The sequence below is a fragment of the Streptomyces sp. NPDC005262 genome (assembly GCF_042872425.1).
GTDB lineage: Bacteria > Actinomycetota > Actinomycetes > Streptomycetales > Streptomycetaceae > Streptomyces.
The window spans coordinates 42,647-60,428 of the sequence record NZ_JBIAKK010000018.1 but is presented as its reverse complement, the minus strand read 5'-3'; the positions used below and the strand labels follow the sequence as shown (position 1 = coordinate 60,428).

The following is a 17,782-nucleotide window of genomic DNA, read 5'->3' as shown; positions in this document are numbered from 1 at the left end:
CCGGCTCCATGGGGCCTGTTCGTCAGCACCATGTAGGCACAGCGCCGGTGCCTGGAACCGGCAGCGTCAAGGCGTCCGGCTGCGGCCACCAGGAAGGCACGCGCACACACGACACGGAGTACGACCACGCGTCTCCAACGGGCCTGAACTGCTCAGGGCGTGTGCCTCGGTGGTGATCGAGGGATGGTGCGTTCGAGGTCCTTGTTCCATGCGAGAGCCGGGCCCATGGTGCTGCCGCCAGGCGCACGACAAGGCGAACGGCCCGCCGGAAGAACCGGCGGGCCGTCACGCAAGATCGAAGCTGGACACTCCCATCCAGCACGACGACCGCGAGACGACGGGGGTGGTGTCAGTTCTCGTCACTCGGGAGCAGCGATCCGTGCTGGTTCGTTCGGCCCGGTCACCGAGACCGCACTCCGTCGAGCGGACCGACAGGCCGAGTGGATCGATACACCGTTCCGGGCCACGTCCGAGCGGGGGTCTGCACGGCCGACGACGGCGCATTCGGTTGTGAGGGGTGTGCTGGACAGGCCTTCGTGACTGGGTCCGATCCGGGTCGTCGCGTGTGACATGAAGGCAACTTGCTGGCCTGGAGCGGGAGTTCGACGGGTCCTAGCTGCAGGTCGGCCGGGTACGGTCTGTACCCGGCCGACCTGCTGCGGCAGCAGTTCAGGGGCCTGAACAGGCGTTTTCGGACGGGTGGGCAGTGGCCGGAGATGCTGCATAGGCCACCACCGAGGAGGGCCAGGCCCCGTCGCCCCCTCGATACGACCCGCAGTGGGCTCAGGCTTCGCCGGTGGCGGCGAGTCAGGCGGCCGCGCGCCGCCCGGCGTTCTCCCGTACTTTTCGGACCTCAGCTGCCGCACGGTGAATCCCGAGGAAGCCGAGCAACGCGCCGCAGGCCGTCACACCGGCGGCGATGGCGAAGCTGAAGGCGTAGCCGCGCGCGGTGGCTGTCACCGGGTCGACACCGGCGTGCTGCAGGACGGTGGCGTGGCTGGTGCCCACGGAGACCAGGGCGGCCAGACCGATGGCGCTGCCGATCTGCATGGACGCATTGTTCATGCTGGTGGCGATGCCCGCGTCCTCACCCGTGGCACCGTCCACTCCGGCAACGGTGGATCCGACGAGGACCAGTCCGCCTCCCAGTGGCACGAGGATCAGCCCGGGCAACACATCGGCCACATACGTGCCGTGTGCGCTCAGTCCGGCAAGGAGAACGTAGCCGACCGTGGAGATCGCAAGTCCTCCTCCATTCAGTGTCCGCAGCCCGAACCGGGGGAGGAGACGCGGTGCTATGACAGTGGCGCTGAACAGAATGACCAACCCGAACGGTACAAAGGCGAATCCGGTCGCCAGCGCGGAGAAATGCAGTGTGTGCTGCACATACAGGCTCAGCGAGAAGAAGAAGGTGGCGAATCCGACGTAATAGCAGACGCGGACCACGTTGGCGATGCTCCGGTTGCGCGAGCGGAGGAACGTGAGAGGCATCAAGGGGTGTGACACCCGGCCCTCGACCAGCACGAAGCCGATCAGGAGGAGAACACCGATCCCCACACAGCCGAGGACGGGGAACGAGAGCCACGCGCGACTGCTCTTCTCCAGCAGCCCGAATACGACCAGCAGCAGGCCGAGGGTGACCAGGATCGCTCCGAGGACGTCAGGCCGGCCGCGCTTGACGGCCCGGCTCTCGGAGACGAGGCGGGGGGTGGCGAGAAACGCGAAGGCGGCGACGGGCAGGTTGATGAAAAATATCCAGCGCCAGGAGGCGAGGTCGGTGAGGATGCCTGAGAGCACGACGCCCAGAGCCACGCCAACTCCGGCCAGGCCGCTCCAGATGGCCATCGCCCGTGCCCTTTCCTGCGGCCGGGTGAACAGCAGCGTCACCAAGGACAGGGCGGCCGGGCTGACGAGTGCCGCGCCGATGCCCTGCACGAAGCGACTGCCGATGAGCACACCTGCCTGCTGGGCCGTTCCGGCGCTCGCCGACGAAAGCGCGAAGATCGCCAGCCCGATGAGGAACAGGCGTCTGCGGCCCACCAGATCGCCCAGACGCCCACCCAGCATCAGCAGCCCACCGTAGGTGACGGTGTAACCGTTGACGACCCATGCCAGACCGGTGCTCGTAAAACCAAGATCTTTCTGGATGGGGGGAAGCGCGACATTGACCACGGTCACGTCGAGCAGCAGCATCACCTGCACCAGGCAGATGACGCCGAGCGCGCGCCACCTGCGCGGATCGGGTTCGAGAGTGGAACCGATCGAAGCCATTGTTGATCGCCTTCTGTTCGGTGGGGCCGCCGTCGTGCGTCTCAAGCGCCTTCGCGCGAGGCGAGGCTTCAGGCCGGCTCCCGGTCATCGGACATTTCCTGACCTGTTCAACTCGCACGGGCCGTCGACGCATGGCCGCAGCTACGGACAGCGAAGGCGCAGATTGAGCCCTTTGACGGTGGCCTCCTCCGAGGACGGCTCGCAGTCCGGTGAGCGCAAGCCCTCCCGCAACGCACCGGGGTGCAGGACAAAGAGGGGGACAGCACACGACGCGGCGCCTCGATGTCCTCCCTGCAGGCATCGACGGCGTATGAGGAGGTGGCAAAGCCTATGCAGCGCATCCCCGTTGACGGATGGTCAGGCTCGGGCTGTCGGTCAGGGCCGCAGGCTCGCGAAGCCGGCCAAGTACGGTCAGACAGTGGAGGGACGCCCCCGAGTCAGTGCTGGGCGATCCGGTGTCCCAATTCGCTGAGGGGTACGGGCCTGGGATGGCGCCGAGGGCAGGAGCATGCGGATGCAACGCTGTCTGTCATCCGCTTACGGGATGTCGCCGCTGAGGGGCGGCCTCAGGCAGCGGACAGCTCATCGTCATCGGCCCGTGTCCCGACCACGACCGCACCGCCGCGAACACCGGATCCTTCGTCTCCACGCCCGGCCGTCCGGAAGCCGGCCCTGAATGCACCAGGTGTCACACCCAGGTGGCGCGCGAACGCTCTGCGCAGCGACTCGGGTGAGCCGAACCCTGTGCGTCGCGCTACGACCGGCATGGGGTCGTCACTCGTCTCCAGCAGCCCCTGGGCAGCTTCCAGCCTGACCTGCTCGACATACCGGGCCGGCGTGGTTCCCACCTCTTCGTAGAAGAGCCGGGTCACGTGCCGGACGCTGATGCCTGCCCTGCGGGCCATGGCCGCCAGCGTGTGGTTGGCCCCGGGGTTCTCGACGACGGCATCCAGGACCCGGCGGAGCATCTGCTGGTGGGTGTGCGGCACCCGCGTGCGGACGCTGAACTGGGACTGGCCACCCGGTCGCTGCATGAAGACGACCATGTCCTTGGCAACCGATCGAGCGACCTCCGCGCCGTAGTGCTCTTCGACCAGCGCCAAGGACAGGTCGATACCGGCGCTGACACCTGCCGAAGTCATCATCTGCCCGTCCCGCACGAAGATGGCGTCCGGTTCGACCCGCACGGACGGGAAACGAGAGGCCAGTTCCCGTGAATGCCGCCAGTGCGTCGTAGCGCGACGGCCATTCAGAAGTCCGGCCGCGGCCAGCAGAAACGCTCCCGTGCACACCGATGCGGTGCAGCGGCTCTTCCCGTTCAGTTGCCGGACGACATCCGAGAGGGCCTCGTCCTTGATCAACGTCTCCCATTCCGGACCGCCCGGGATCACCAAAAGGTCGCACGGCTCCTGTACATCGTCGACGGAAAGGTCAGCGCTGAGCCGGGTTCCGGCGGAGGTGATCACCTCCGTGCCGTCCTCGGACGCAATCTGTACCCGATAGCGTCCGCCGAACTCGTTGGCCGTCGTGAACACCTCGATGGGGCCCGTCACATCGAGCAGTCGCACCCCCGGATAGACGAACACCGTCACCGTGTGCGGACCCGCTCCGGGGTGCTTGCGCTTCATCGGATACCTCCGGGCCGTGCGGGGTGTGGACACCAGATCCATGGAATGCCGGCGACAGCATGCCGCCGCCACCTCGCCTCAGGGGCGAGGCGGACGAACGGCCCCAGCGCAGAAGTGCTTGAACGATTGCCAGGTGCGCACCGTCGAACGTCCCTGCAGAAGCGGCATGGAGTGTCCTGATGGGTACCGCGGGCTGCAGGATCCTGGTCCAAGGGCTGTAACTGACCCCTCGAGGCGCTGGTCGGCGGGTGCGCCCCAGAGGATCAGACCCCCGGCGTCGGATTTCCGTGTGCTCATCATGCGCCCGTGCTTCGTACCGAAGCCAGGATCGGCTCACTACCTCCTGGGAGGCACAGCCTCCTGTTCCACTCATCGGGAGTCGCGCGAAGCTGTTGCTTCGCTACGCCCTCCCACAGGGATCGCGGTGCCGTGGCCAGGACCGTGTCGAGCCGCAGAGCGTCAAGGAGAGGCAGCGCCGAGTGACCGGCGTCGACGAGATGCCCCTCTTCCTTGCCACGCGGGGGACTGACACACGGCGACCTCGGAGCACCTGTCCGAGGTCGACGACGCGAGTGTGTCCGAGCGACGAACCGGGATGACCGATGGCAGACCGAGCGTCTGGTCCCCTGGCCGGTCCTGGGTGGCGCAGCCCCGAAGAACCCTGTCACGGGCTCCGAGGACGTCGGCTTCCGGGCACGGTGCCTGATCCGGGACCGCGACGGGAGCACCCGCCCTGTTCGACGCCCCAGGTCACCCGGCCGTTCGTTCGGCGGGAGCCGCCGCCACGCCCGAGGCGTCCCCGAGCCAGCCTCGTTCGCGTGCCATCAGCGCGATCTGGAAGCGGGTCCGCGCGCCGAGGAGCTCTGCGGTCTCGCTGATGTGTTTCTGGATCGTCCGTCGGCTCAGCCCCAGGACCCGGGCGATCGCGTCGTCCGTCAGACCCGCGCGCAAAAGAGTGAGGATGTCCCGCATCCGTCCCGGAGGCTGGCCATCCGGTTCCGCCGCCGCGATCGGTGGTCGACCGGGGCCGCTGTGCAGCGACACCGGGGTGGCCCGCTCCCAGACGCTCTCGAAGAGCGCGGTGAGTACTCCGAGAAGTGTGGTCGAGTGCACGATGAGCGAACCCGCAGACGGGTCCTCCTGTCGCAGCGGCATGATGCCGGCCGTGGCATCGAACACCACCAGTTTCATCGGGAGCCCGGCCAGCAGCCGCAACTCGCCGCCCCGGGCCGTGCCGCTCAGGGCGGTGTGCAGTGAAACGGTGTCGGTCATCCCGTCGGTGTCGTACACCGACCGGAGCCGCACTCCGTCGGGCACGGGCACGTCCGGAGCCGGCGCGTCCGAAACGGCTGCGGGGGCAGTCGGCTCCGAGGTGCCCTCAAGCCGCGCGGACCGGGTGACGTACGGAGGTTTGGCGAGGTGGAGCACTTCGTGCCGACTGGACGCGAGCAGCTGCGCGTAACGCACCCCGACCTGATCGGCGCTCTCCACCATCTCGAACAGGTCGGAGGTCACCCGACGGTGCGACGCCGAGCGGTATGCCTCGTGCAACTGCTCCATGTACAACTCAGCCCGCGCCAGTTCCTGCCGCCGCTGGGCCAGCAGCGAGCCGAGGGTGGAGCGGGGCGGGCCCGCACTCCAGCGCGTGGGCCGGTCACCTACGCGGACGACCAAGCGTTCGTTCTCCAGGGTCTGCAGGGCGCGTTCGGCGGCAGCCGGGGTGACCCCGAGCGCTTCGGCAACCGCCTCGCTGCTCAGTTCCGGCTGCGTGACCAGGCACTCGAGTACCCGGCCGGCCAAGGGGCCCAGCCCGGTCCCCGCCCACGGCAAATCCGACGGCACCGCCACAACTGTCCCCCTTTCGGCCTGCTGGCGAGGCCGATCGTACGCGGTGGAGTCGGCCGGAGCGATCACGTGCTCGTTACATCCCTGTACGGCCGGGGCCGACACGTTCCGTTCCTGTCTGTTCCTGTTCACATCTGCGCAGTTGCGCGGACCCGCACTCCGGACCTCCTTGCCCGGCGGATCGCGCCCCGGACAGGGTGATCACGAGCCGCCGACGCGACGTGCGTCGAAACCCGTTCGGTCACTCAGGACCCAGTCGAGACATGTCGGCACGTTGGAGACGTTCATGCCACAGCTCAACCCCGCACCGCTGCGCGGGAGGCGGACCCTCGGGGTCGTTGCAACGGTCAGGGGGCAGTCGCCGTCCGTGCGGGCCAATATGGAGACAACTCGCCTGAGGCCAGCACTGCTTGGGGTCAGCTCTTCGCGGAGATGTCCGTCGCCACCATGGCCACGGGTGCCGGAGCCGGCCGCGGTGCGGCGGGCGGCCGAGTCCGTGCGCGCGATGCCGAGGCCCAGGCTGACCCTGAGCGCGGCCACTGTGCCCAGGGACAGACACGAACGGCCGGGCCTACCGGGCATCCGGACCCGCTTCCCTCACCGGCACCGGCCGCCACCACCGATCTGGTGACACGGTTCTGCGGCGCCGGGAACTGCGGCTGAGCCGCACCATCTACAGCGGTCGCCGGATCCCCCGCCAGGCGGTCGCCCGCGACTTCGACCATCCGATCTTTCGTCGGAACAAGCGGGTCGGTGCCACAGCGCCGAAGGAGTCCATGCCGAAGGACTCCATGTCGTGCGCCGCATCGCCAGGCGGTCGAACGCGGCCTCGTCCGACTGCAGGGAGGCCGGAAGGCCGACAGGGTCGGCGCTGTCCTGGGGCAGCCCGAGCCGCTTCAGCCGATAGCCGCCGCGGCCCTGTCTCCCGCCGCCCTCGCAGAGGGCGGTGAGGAGAGTCCGTCCCGCACCACCGCAGGCGCGACCGCGTCAACCCACGAGTCGCGCCGCATCGCACCCTTCACGCCGGAGGCACACCCAGCCTCTGGTTCCCCACCCCCACCGGTCGTCACCGCACGTCCGGACAGAAGGAGTTACAGCAGTGCCGAACAACATTCGTACCAACTGGGCCACGTCGCCTCACGAACCCCATCGATCCGATCGTGGAATCTCCGGTTACGGGCGTGTCGCGGCGATTGCGGCCGTCGCCATGGCCACACTCTTCGTCTCGGTCCTCCCCGCCGCGGGTGCCGTCCCTGCCTCGGTCGGCACGGATCAAGCACCACGGCAGATAGCGGCGGATCCCAGACCCGGTGCCAGGGCCGTCGCGCTCTCCGCCGGGCAGCGCAAGGAGCTGCTCCGGGCCGCGACCGACGAACGCGTCACCACCGCCCGTTCGCTGAAGCTGAGCGATCGGGAGGAGCTGATACCCAAGGACGTCGTCAAGGACGCAGACGGCACCGTGCACACCCGCTACGAGCGCACATACGCCGGCCTGCCCGTCATCGGCGGCGACCTGGTGGTTCACGAGCAGGGCGCGGCCCGTACCGTCACCAAGGCCTCGGACGCCGAGGTGTCGGTGCCGACGACAAAGGCGGCCGTCACGCCCGCGACGGCGAAGAAGTCCGCCCTGGCCGCCGCGAAGACGAAGAAGACCGACGACGCGACCACGGACGGATCGCCGAAGCTGGTCGTCTGGCTCGGGGGCAGCAAGCCCGCGCTCGCCTGGCAGTCCGTTGTCAGCGGTGTGCAGGCGGACGGAACCCCGAGCAGCCTGAGCGTGGTGACCGACGCCACGACCGGCAAGCAGCTCCAGAGTGTCGAACAGGTCCACTCAGGCACCGGCCACAGCCAGTACAGCGGTCAGGTGCCGATCGGCACCGTGCTCAACGGAAGCCTCTACGAGCTGACCGACCCCGAGCGTGGCGGCCACAAGACGTACGACCTGACCGGCGTCGGTGGCAGCGGCGTCCTGGTCACCGACGACGACGACGTCTGGGGCGACGGAACGGCGGCCGACCGCCAGACCGCGGCCGTGGACGCCGCCTACGGCCAGCGGCAGACCTGGGACTTCTACCACGACCGGTTCGGCCGCAACGGCATCGCTGACGACGGTGTCGGCGCCTACTCCCGGGTCCACTACGGCGACGGATACGCCAACGCCTTCTGGGACAACGGCTGCTTCTGCATGACGTACGGCGACGGTCTGAACAACGCCAGGCCACTCACCGAACTCGACATCGCCGCGCACGAGATGACCCACGGCGTCACCTACGCCACCGCGAACCTGACCTACTCCGGTGAGTCCGGCGGCCTGAACGAGGCAACCAGCGACATCATGGGCACCTCCGTGGAGTTCGCCGCGAACAACCCCGCAGATGTTCCCGACTACATGATCGGCGAGCTCGCCGACGTCCGCGGCACCGGCAAGCCGCTGCGCTACCTGGACCAGCCCTCCAAGGACGCGTCCGCCAAGGGCACCTCTCAGGACTACTGGACCCCCGAGACCAGGAAGCTCGACCCGCACTTCAGCTCGGGCGTGGCCAACCACTTCTTCTACCTTCTCTCCGAGGGCAGCGGGAAGAAGACCATCAACGGCATCGCCTATGACAGCCCCACATACGACGGCCTTCCGGTCGCCGGCCTCGGGCAGCGCGACGCGACCGCCGTCTGGTACCGGGCACTGACCGTCTACATGACCAGCAGCACCGACTACGCGGGCGCCCGCGCCGCCACTCTCCGGGCCGCCGCCGACCTGTTCGGTCCGACCAGCGACGCCTACGAGGCCGTCGGCAACGCGTGGGCGGCGGTCAACGTCGGCGCCCGCTATGTGAACCACATCGCCGTGGTCGCCCCCTCGACGCGGAAATCGGCTGTCGGCCAGCCGACCAGCCGGCAGATCGAGGCGACGAGTTCCCGGCCGGGCCCCCTGTCGTACTCCGCGCACGGACTGCCCAAGGGCCTGTCCATCAACGCGGAAACGGGCCTGATCAGCGGCAGCCCGAAGAAGGCCGGCGACTTCAAGGCCGCCATCACCATCAAGAACTCCCCGAAGGTCAAGCGCACGGTGCGCTTCGTGTGGACCGTCCTGGCCACCGGTGGTGACTTCTTCGTCAATCCGGCCCGGTTCGACATCCCCAACTGGAAGACCATCGAGTCCCCGCTCATCGTCACCGGCCGCAAGGGCAACGCCCCCAGCGACCTCAAGGTCACGATCGACCTGTACCACCCGTGGATCGGCGGTCAGGTGGTCAGCCTGGTCAGCGAGAACGGCACGGAGATCCCGGTCAAGGACTGGTACTGGGACATCGGCGAGGGCGAGCTGCACACCACCTACACGGTCGACGCGTCGGCCGTACCCGCCAACGGCACCTGGAAGCTGCGGGTCCAGGACAACACCCCCGGCATCTTCACCGTCGACCCGGGCTATCTCGACAGCTGGAGCCTCACCTTCTGACCCGTCTTCCTCACCGCACCACGAATACCCGCCGCGCCCGGCCGAACGGGCGCGGCGGTACGTGTTGCTTCCTGCCCGCAGGCGGTCGGCGAGGCAGCCGGAGTGATGGGCTTCCGAGCGCGTTCCGGGTCGACGGGTCCGGGGGAGCACCGGTCCTTCGGCGGCGCCCCGGCCGGACCGTTCACGGCGAGAGGCCGTGGTCCCGGGCCCGTTCGACTCCCGTGACCGGCAGGGGAATTGCCTACCAACTGCCCGACGTGCGGTTTCCGGGCGATCCATCCCCGTGGCGGCATGTCATAACTGCGCCATGGCCAAACGGTGCCAGCTTGAGCCTATTGCTCGAGGCGCAAGGGCAACCCATGCTCCGGATGGTCTTCCACTCTCGCAGCCCTTGAGGGGTCTCCTTGTCCATGGTTCCCATCCCCAGGCTCGGGCCGATCGCGCTCGGCGCGGTCGCCGCCCTGGCAATCGGGGTCATACCGGCCATCGCCGCGGCACCCGCGGACCCGCCCGCCCCGGTACCGCCCGTCGGCGCCGCGTCGCAGCCACCCGCAAGCGGCGCCACCCACAGCGTCACCCTGATCACGGGTGACAAGGTCACGATCGGCACCGCGGCCGACGGCACCGTCATCCGGTCCGTCGAAAGCCCGAACGAAACCACCGCCGGCTTCCACCGCGCCGTCATCGACGGTTCGACGTACGTCTACCCCGATGCGGCCCTGCCCTATGTCGGCGCGGGGTTGCTGGACAAGCAGTTGTTCAACGTGACCCGGCTGATCGCCGACGGGTACGACGACGCGCACGCCAAACAGTTGCCGCTCATCGTCCGCTACACCGACGCCGCCGCCAAGTTGCGGACCGCGCCGAACGTGGCCGGCTCGACCGTTGTCCGCCGGCTGGACAGCATGCAGGGCGCGGCGGTCGCGCAGAAGCGCGACAAGGCCCCGGCGTTCTGGTCCGCGCTCACCGGCGCTTCCGCGGCGGCAAAGGCACGCCACGGATCGGCACACCCCACCCTGGCGGGTGGCATCGCCAAAGTCTGGCTCGACGGCAAGGTGAAGGCTGACCTGGCCGAGTCCACCGCACAGATCGGCGCGCAGCAGGTCTGGGCGGAGGGAAACACCGCCAAGGGCGTGAAGGTGGCTGTCCTCGACACCGGCGTGGACACCGAACACCCTGACCTCATCGGACAGATCGACGCCAGCACCAGCTTCGTTCCGTACGAGGAGGACATCGCCGACTTCAACGGCCACGGCACCCACGTCGCCTCGACGATCGCCGGCACCGGCAGCGCCTCCGACGGGAAGGAGCGGGGCGTCGCGCCCGGGGCCCGGCTGGAGATCGGCAAGGTGCTCGACAGCGAGGGCGGGGGACAGGAGTCCTGGATCATCGCGGGCATGGAATGGGCCGCCCGGGACGCACAGGCCAAGGTCATCAGCATGAGCCTGGGCGGCGGCGGGAACAGTACCGACCCGATGAGCGCGGCGGTCGACCGGCTCAGCGCCGAGACCGGTGCGTTGTTCGTGGTGGCGGCCGGTAACGGCGGGCCGCGCAGCATCAGCAGTCCCGGTGCCGCGGACTCCGCGCTGACCGTCGGCGCCGTCGACGCCGCGGACAAGCTCGCCGAATTCTCCAGCCAGGGCCCACGGGACGGCGACGCCGGGCTGAAGCCGGAACTCACCGCACCCGGTGTCGACATCCTCGCGGCCCGCTCCCACTACCGGCGGGGCGGCTCGGGCTACTACACCACGATGAGTGGCACGTCGATGGCGACACCGCACGTCGCCGGCGCCGCCGCGCTGCTTGCCGCCACGCACCCCGACTGGAGCGGTCCACAGCTGAAGGAAGCACTGGTCAGCAGCACGAAGGCCACCGATTCGTACACCCCGTACGAGGCGGGCAGTGGGCGGCTCGACGCCTCGGCGGCCGTACACGCGTCGGTCTTTGCGACCGCCAGCGCCTTCTCCGGTCTCCACACGTGGCCCGCGAAGCCGGGAGAGACCGACGTCCGGAAGGTGACATACACCAACGTCGGCGACGCCCCGGTCAGCCTGGACCTTGCGATCGATGCCGACGCCCCGGCGGGCTTGTTCACCCTCTCCGACGACCGGATCACCATTCCCGCGCACGGCACCACCTCGGTCACCCTGACCGCGGCACTGGACCTGCTCCCCGGCGACCGGCAGATCAGCGGCATGGTCACCGGCTCGGACAGCGCCAAAGTGGTGCGGGCCCGGACTCTGATCGGCGTCGCCAAGGAAGGGCGCAGGCAGAATCTCACCGTCGTCGCCAAGGACCGGTCGGGCAAGCCGCTTTCCGGCAGGGTCGTCCTCACCGCCGAGAACCTCTTCACGACGATCGAGCTCGACGAGTCCGGCACCGGTACCGGGCGGCTTCCCGTCGGTAGCTACAGCGGATGGCTCACCGCCGATGTGCGGGGGGCCAACGGGCCGCACTCGCTCGGCATGGCGCTGCTGAGCTTCAACGACGTTCAGTTGGACCAGGACCGCACCGTGACCCTGGACGGCCGCAAGACCCATCAGATACTGGCGCACGTGCCACGGCAGGCCACGGCGGTCGCGCCGCGGCTGGACGTCCACCGGTCGTTCACGGACAGCCTCGTCGAGAGCTCGATGCTGCCCAACGAGACGTACGACAGCATCTGGGCGCTCCCGACCGGAAAGAAGGTCACCGACGGCGAGTTCGAGTTCGGTGCACGCTTCCGTCTCGAGGAGCCGGCGCTGACCGCGGGTACGAAGTCGGGAACCTACGACCTGTTGGTCAAGCGCGCGGCCAAGCCGCTGGCGACCGGCACCCGGAAGCTGACGGCGGTCTTCGTCGGCGAGGGTACGGCCAAGGACCTGGCCGGGAAGAATGTCCGCGGCAAGGCCGTGGTGGTACGGCGTAGCGACACCGTGGCGGTCGAGGAGCAGGCGAAGGCCGCCGCTGCGGCGGGCGCGCAGATGCTCCTTGCCGTCAACGACGGCATCGGCCGACTGCGGGCGTGGGACGAGACTCCCTGGGGCCCGGAAAGTCCGGCCCCGCTGACGGTGGCCACACTCAACACCGACCAGGGTGGGGACCTGATCGAGTCGCTCCAGCGGGGCGGCGTCGAGCTGAAGGTCACCTCGCACCCCACGACCGACTACCTCTACGACGTGGTGCGTCACTGGTCCGGCGCCGTCCCGGCGGACCCGACGTGGCGGGTAAAGCCGAGCGACCTGGCCCGGGTGGACGTCTCGTTCCGCAACTATCGGCCGGGCAAGGCGCTGGAGTACCGATCCGATGTCTGGCGGGGCTGGGCCGTCGGAAACCAGCTCACCGCTCCCGCACAGGGCGAGCGGACCGACTGGGTCACCTCCGACGCCGACTGGCTGGACGACGCCTTCATCGTCGGCGAGACCGGGCAGCACTCGATCGACGTCCTTCGCTACCGGGCCGGGAAGACCGCCAAGTCCAGCTGGTTCGGGCCGATCCAGCGGCCCCGGATGGGTCCGATCGGCTACCAGCCGGTGCGCTATCTCGACACCGTCTACATTCCCGCGCCCGGCTGGGGCGACTCCGGCTCCGGCCATGTCGGAGAAGCCCACGGCAACTTCGACGTCAAGGACTGGATGGCGCTCTACCAGGGTGACCGGCAGCTCAACTGGGGCAATGCGGAATTTCTGCCGGTTCCCGGGCTCGCGGCGGAGCGGCTGCCCTACCGGCTGGTGGTCGACAACGACCGGGCAGCCTGGACCAACCCGTACTCGACGCACACCCTCACCGAGTGGAACTTCACCTCCGCGGCCACCGGCGCCGACTCGGCCGAGTCCCTTCCGCTGATCCAGCTCGACTACGGGGTGGACACCGACAAGGCGGGCCGGGCGGACCGGCGTGCCGAGCTGACGGTGGCGGCCTCCCACCTGCCCGGCACGACGGCGAGCATCCGGAAGCCCTCTCTCGAAGTGTCGTACGACGACGGGGCGACCTGGCAGCGGTCCGAGCTGAGCCGGAACGGCGGTGCATGGCGGGCCGCCCTGAAGGCGCCGAAGTCCGCGCACTTCGCCACGCTTCGGGTCACTGCCCGGGACAGCGCCGACAACAGCGTCTCCCAGACGATCACCCGGGCCTTCGGCCTGCGCTGACGTCATCGACGAAGCACGTACCGGGTGGGGCCGCAGCCAGCGGTCCCACCCGGCGGCGTTCCGCCCGTTACGCGCGACGGGCCAGAAGCCGAGTCCGGTTCGCGACGTGGTGCGACGACCACCGCCGGCCCAGGCGGCCGTCAACTCCCTTGCAACGGCAGGCCGGGCAGGGCGCGGCGCCTCTGTGGCCTCCGACGGAACGTCAAAGCCCGCTGGGGAACGGCCTTGCTCGCAACCGCTTCGGTTGCTCCTCTTCGCGGTCAGCCCACGCCGCGGCCCCCTGGGCGAAACAACGAGGTGTCATAAAAACCATCCTAAAGAGCAAATGATCCGATCCGGTGGAAAAGGCCAAGAAAGCGATCATGAATGCGGTCTTCTGCCGATAGCAGGCAGGAGGTGACTTACACCTGCACCTGTGACCCCAATTCGAGGATCAAGATGCGCAGAAGTATCGCGGCCGCTTCACTCGTAGTCGGCCTGGTGGCGGCTCTGTCCGTCCCCCTACCGGCTTCGGCCGATCAGAGCGGAACCACGCCGGTGACGCTCTCGATCACCACCGGCACCATCGACATCACCGTGCCGACGGGACCGGTGAGCCTGGGCACCGTCGCCGCCAGTAGTTCCCCCCAGACGGTCAGCGCGCAGCTGGGGAACGTCACTGTGACGGACAGCCGGGGTGGTACGACCGGCTGGGTCGTCACCGCGAACGGGGTCGACTTCACGGGACCGCAGAGCATTTCGGTCTCCGCCCCCGGCTCCAGCAGCTACAGCACGCCGCCCGCCACGGTCACCGGCAACGCCATCGTCACCGCCAGCAACCTGGAACCCCTGTACCCGCCGGGTCCCGTCCAGACGGCCGCCAGCGTGTCCGGGATCAACACCGCCGTGTGGAATCCGACCATCTCCGTCACCATCCCGGCGGACGCCCTGGCCGGCACCTACAGCTCGACCATCACCCACTCCGTGGCCTGACCAACCCACCAAATCACAGGGGGGGTTCTCCACCTTGCGCAGTTTCGTTCCCGTCCTGGCTCTGGTGACCGCGGCACTCATCGCGGTCACCGGCGCCGCCTCACCTGCGACCAATGCAGCGGCGCCGCCTCGTTCGTCGGACTCCGGCCAGGGAAGTGTGGGCGTACGCCTCGTCGACATCCCGGTTGACCTGGCCGACGATCCTCGAGCACGCCACTACATCATCGACAACCTGACACCGGGCACGACCGTGCACCGCCGCATCGAGGTACTGAACACCACTGATTCCACCTTGCACGTCGAGGTGTATCCGGCTGCCGCCACCATCACCCACGGCTCGTTCGTCGGGGCAGCCGGCAGGAAGCGGAACGAACTCTCGTCCTGGACAAGGCTGCGACGAAGGACGCTCCATGTTCCCGCCCACGACACCCTCCGCGACACCGTGACGATCGCGGTCCCCAGGGACGCGGCCCCCGGCGAGCGCTACGGCGTGGTCTGGGCACAGGTCAGGGGCGGTCGAGGTGGTGGTATCGCCCTGGTGAGCCGCACCGGCATCCGGATGTATCTCTCAGTCGGCGGCCACAACCCCCCGGCCCCGAACTTCACCGCGCGGACGATGACGGCTCAACGCGGCCCGGGCGGGCACGCGTTCGTGCGTGCCCGGGTCGTCAACACGGGGGGCCGCGCTCTGGACCTGTCCGGCAGCCTGAAGCTTGCCTCGGTGTCGGGAAGCCTGAGCGCGGGCCCCTACCAGGTGCAGCTGGGTACGAGCCTGGCACCCCATCAGTCCGAGCCGGTGATGATTCCCGTAACCGACGAAGTGGCCGACGGCCCCTGGCGCGCCACCCTTGAACTGAGAAGCGGCCTGCTCGTCAAGAAGTTCCACGCGAAGATCAGATTCCCGCACACCCAGGGCATGGCCCCGGCCGCCGCGGTGGACGCCGAAGCGTCCGGCGGGGGCGCACTCAAGGGGCTGTTCGCGGGGATCCTCCTGCTGGGAAGCGCCCTTCTGATCGTCGTCAACCGCGTCCGCCGTCGGCACGACGGGAGAACGACAGGTGCAGGCTCAGGCACCACCGCTGGTTGACCTGCCGATCCCTCGACTTGATGACGCTCGACGGGCCTCCGGCCCCGTACGAGCCGCGCATGGGCGAGCTCGGCAGCGTCCAGCCCGGCCGGCCGCAGGTCCGCCGTGCGCGTTCCGCCGCGAGTCAGCGCGGCTCCGAAACCGGCCATGCGCGCGGGTACGGCACGCGCAACGACTCGGCCGCCACAGCGGTGTGGTCGGCGGCGGCGCAGAGGCGGCCGTCGCGGAGGACGAGGGCGCCGCTGCCGAGCATGGTCGTGACCAGCTCGGTGGCGAGCGCCTCGGGCGTGAGGTCCAGGAGCCGGGTGGCGTCGGTCAGCCACGCTCGGGCGTGCAGGTACGGCTTGACGTCGTCGGCCGGCAAGCCGCCGCGGATCATCAGGGCGAATGCGAAGATCCGCCGGGCGCCGTACCGGACCGTCCCGTCCGGGTCGTCCACGAGCCGTTGCGCACGGCGCAGCGCGGCGACGAATGCGGCACCCGGGTCGGCGGGGATCGGGCCGTGGGAGGGCAGGATCACCCGCGGGGCGAGGCCGGCCAGCCGCTCGAGGGAAGCGAGCGCGGTGGTGGCGGCGTCGGGTCCGTCGAGGGCGAGGTTCACCCAGCCGACGTCGTAGTCCGACAGCGCGTCCCCGACCACGAGCAGCCGCTCCTCCGGCTGCCACAGCGCCAGATGCCCAGGTGTGTGCCCGGGGGTCCGGACGACCTCCCACTCGACGTCCCCGAGCAGGAGGGCCTGTCCGTCGTCGAGCGGCACGTCGACCGTGTACGGGGCGACCGGCTGGTCCAGGTACTCGGCGGCGCAGCAGCCCGCGTCCCGGCGCCCGATGGCCTCGGCCTCCAGTGCCCCGGCCGCTACCGCGGCACCCTGCGCCTGGAGGAGGGCGTTGCCGCCGACGTGGTCGGAGTGCCAGTGCGTGTTCACCACCAGGCCGACCTCCCCGGCGTGCGCGCGGGCCCAGGCGGCCGTCTCTCCGGCATGACCCACGAACCCGGTGTCGACCAGGGCCGGTTGCCGTCCGTGGAGCAGCAGTGTGTTGGCGTCCGGGAAGGGCCGCTGCCACCACGTCGCCCAGGACGGCAATGACGGCTGCCGGCTCACTGCTCGGGCCGCTTCACGCGGATCAGCGTCTGCTGCCCGTTCGCGACCAGCTTCCGCTCGCCGTCGTCGGTGACGCCGAACACCTCCAACTGGCAGACGCTCAGCGTGCGTCCGGGCCTCAGGACCGTCCCGACCGCCTCGATGTACTCACCGACCGCGGGCGCGAGGAGGTTGATCTTGTACTCGACGGTGAGTACCTCGGTGTCCTCGGGAAACAGCGTGTAGGCGGCGTAGCCGCCGGCGGTGTCGGCGACGGCACTGGTGGCGCCGGCGTGGAAGTAGCCGTGCTGCTGGGTCACTTCGGACCGACTCGGGAGCACGATGTGCACGCGTCCCGGTCCGATGCGGGTTATCCGTGCACCGAGGTGGGCCATCAGCCCCTGGCGGTCGAAGCTGTCCTGGACGCGCTTTCGCACCTCGGGGCTCGCCTGTTCCTGCTGTGTCTGGTCTTCCACGTGCTCTCCTTCGACGGACATCACGGTCTGTGAACGGCGCGGGGCGGGCTTCTCAGCCGGTCAGGCGTTCCACCAGCAGAGAACCACCGATGACGATCATCATGGCACCGGAGACGCGGGGGACTGCCCGGGCCACCGACGGCCGGGTCTTCAGGACGCGGCGGGCGAGCACGCCGACGGCGAGGTACACGAGGGCACAAGCCGCCATGTGGAGTGTGCCGAGCAGGCCCGTCTGCGCGGCGACGGGCCAGCCGCCCGCGGGATCGATGAACTGCGGGAACAGCGAGAAGTACAGCAACAGCGCCTTGGGGTTGAGGCCGCTGATCCCGGCACCCTTGAGCATGATCTGCCCGCTCGAGGAGGCCATGGGCCCCGTGGGCGTGCTCAGCACCGCCGGCCGGCGCAGGACGCCCCAGCCCAGCCACATCAGGTAGGCGGCCCCAGTGACGGTCAGCGCGGTAAGTACGGTCGCCGAGCCCGCCACGATCACCACCAGGCCGGCCACGGCGAGCAGCGTGTATCCCGCGTATCCGGCTATCAGCCCGGCGACCGCCGGGACGACGGACTGGTCCTGCAGCCCCGCCGAGATCGCGTACGCCCAGTCCGCGCCCGGGGTGAACACCAGCAGGAGATCCACTGCCAGGAAAGCCGCCACCGTCGTCGTGTCCATCGATCGTAGCGCCACCGCCGTGCCCCAGCCCTCGGGCCTCCGCACCCATCGACAGCCACCGCTGCCCGTCCGCCCAGGTGTGGGAACAACGCAGCACGCTTCAGGGTGGGTTGGTCACGAGTCTCGCCCGGGACGCGCATGCCGCACCAATGAGGTTCAGGACGGGAAGGA

10 protein-coding genes are annotated in these 17,782 nt (G+C 69.3%); 4 read left to right on the top strand and 6 right to left on the bottom strand.

The window, feature by feature from the left end; genetic code table 11:
- Nucleotides 1-807: 807 nt before the first annotated feature.
- From ACFYP5_RS32075 to ACFYP5_RS32065, 3 genes are all read right to left on the bottom strand, one after another.
- Entirely contained in the window at nt 808-2,271 is a 1,464-nt protein-coding gene (locus ACFYP5_RS32075) for an MFS transporter (protein ID WP_389042395.1), read from the bottom strand.
- A 566-nt stretch (nt 2,272-2,837) separates the two neighbouring features.
- Entirely contained in the window at nt 2,838-3,899 is a 1,062-nt protein-coding gene (locus ACFYP5_RS32070) for a GlxA family transcriptional regulator (protein WP_389042393.1), read from the bottom strand.
- A 750-nt stretch (nt 3,900-4,649) separates the two neighbouring features.
- Nucleotides 4,650-5,741, bottom strand: coding sequence for a MarR family transcriptional regulator (locus ACFYP5_RS32065; protein ID WP_389042391.1), 1,092 nt, complete (start codon nt 5,739-5,741; stop codon nt 4,650-4,652).
- A 1,210-nt stretch (nt 5,742-6,951) separates the two neighbouring features.
- Between ACFYP5_RS32065 and ACFYP5_RS32060 the strand changes: the two genes are divergently transcribed.
- The 4 genes from ACFYP5_RS32060 (at nt 6,952) to ACFYP5_RS32045 (ending at nt 15,384) form a co-directional block, all read left to right on the top strand.
- Nucleotides 6,952-9,198: a M4 family metallopeptidase gene (locus ACFYP5_RS32060; protein WP_389042555.1), complete on the top strand. Its 2,247-nt coding sequence runs from the start codon at nt 6,952-6,954 to the stop codon at nt 9,196-9,198.
- A gap of 410 nt (nt 9,199-9,608) precedes the next feature.
- Nucleotides 9,609-13,325: a S8 family serine peptidase gene (locus ACFYP5_RS32055; RefSeq protein WP_389042390.1), complete on the top strand. Its 3,717-nt coding sequence runs from the start codon at nt 9,609-9,611 to the stop codon at nt 13,323-13,325.
- Between the two features lie 438 nt (nt 13,326-13,763).
- Complete coding sequence (locus tag ACFYP5_RS32050) at nt 13,764-14,297, top strand: hypothetical protein (protein WP_389042388.1); 534 nt, start codon at nt 13,764-13,766, stop codon at nt 14,295-14,297.
- 34 nt (nt 14,298-14,331) lie between these two features.
- The gene (locus ACFYP5_RS32045; protein WP_389042386.1) at nt 14,332-15,384 is read left to right on the top strand and encodes a hypothetical protein; all 1,053 of its coding nucleotides are present in this window, start codon (nt 14,332-14,334) and stop codon (nt 15,382-15,384) included.
- A 124-nt stretch (nt 15,385-15,508) separates the two neighbouring features.
- Here ACFYP5_RS32045 and ACFYP5_RS32040 read toward each other — a convergent pair whose 3' ends face one another.
- The 3 genes from ACFYP5_RS32040 to ACFYP5_RS32030 are packed head-to-tail and all read right to left on the bottom strand — an operon-like array spanning nt 15,509 to nt 17,611.
- Complete coding sequence (locus ACFYP5_RS32040) at nt 15,509-16,486, bottom strand: MBL fold metallo-hydrolase (protein WP_389042385.1); 978 nt, start codon at nt 16,484-16,486, stop codon at nt 15,509-15,511.
- Nucleotides 16,483-16,962 (bottom strand): PaaI family thioesterase, encoded by a 480-nt coding sequence (locus ACFYP5_RS32035; protein ID WP_389042383.1) that lies wholly within the window; start codon nt 16,960-16,962, stop codon nt 16,483-16,485. The genes ACFYP5_RS32040 and ACFYP5_RS32035 overlap by 4 nt, the downstream gene beginning before the upstream one ends.
- A 31-nt stretch (nt 16,963-16,993) precedes the next feature.
- Complete coding sequence (locus ACFYP5_RS32030) at nt 16,994-17,611, bottom strand: LysE family translocator (protein ID WP_389042382.1); 618 nt, start codon at nt 17,609-17,611, stop codon at nt 16,994-16,996.
- Between the last annotated feature and the right edge of the window lie 171 nt (nt 17,612-17,782).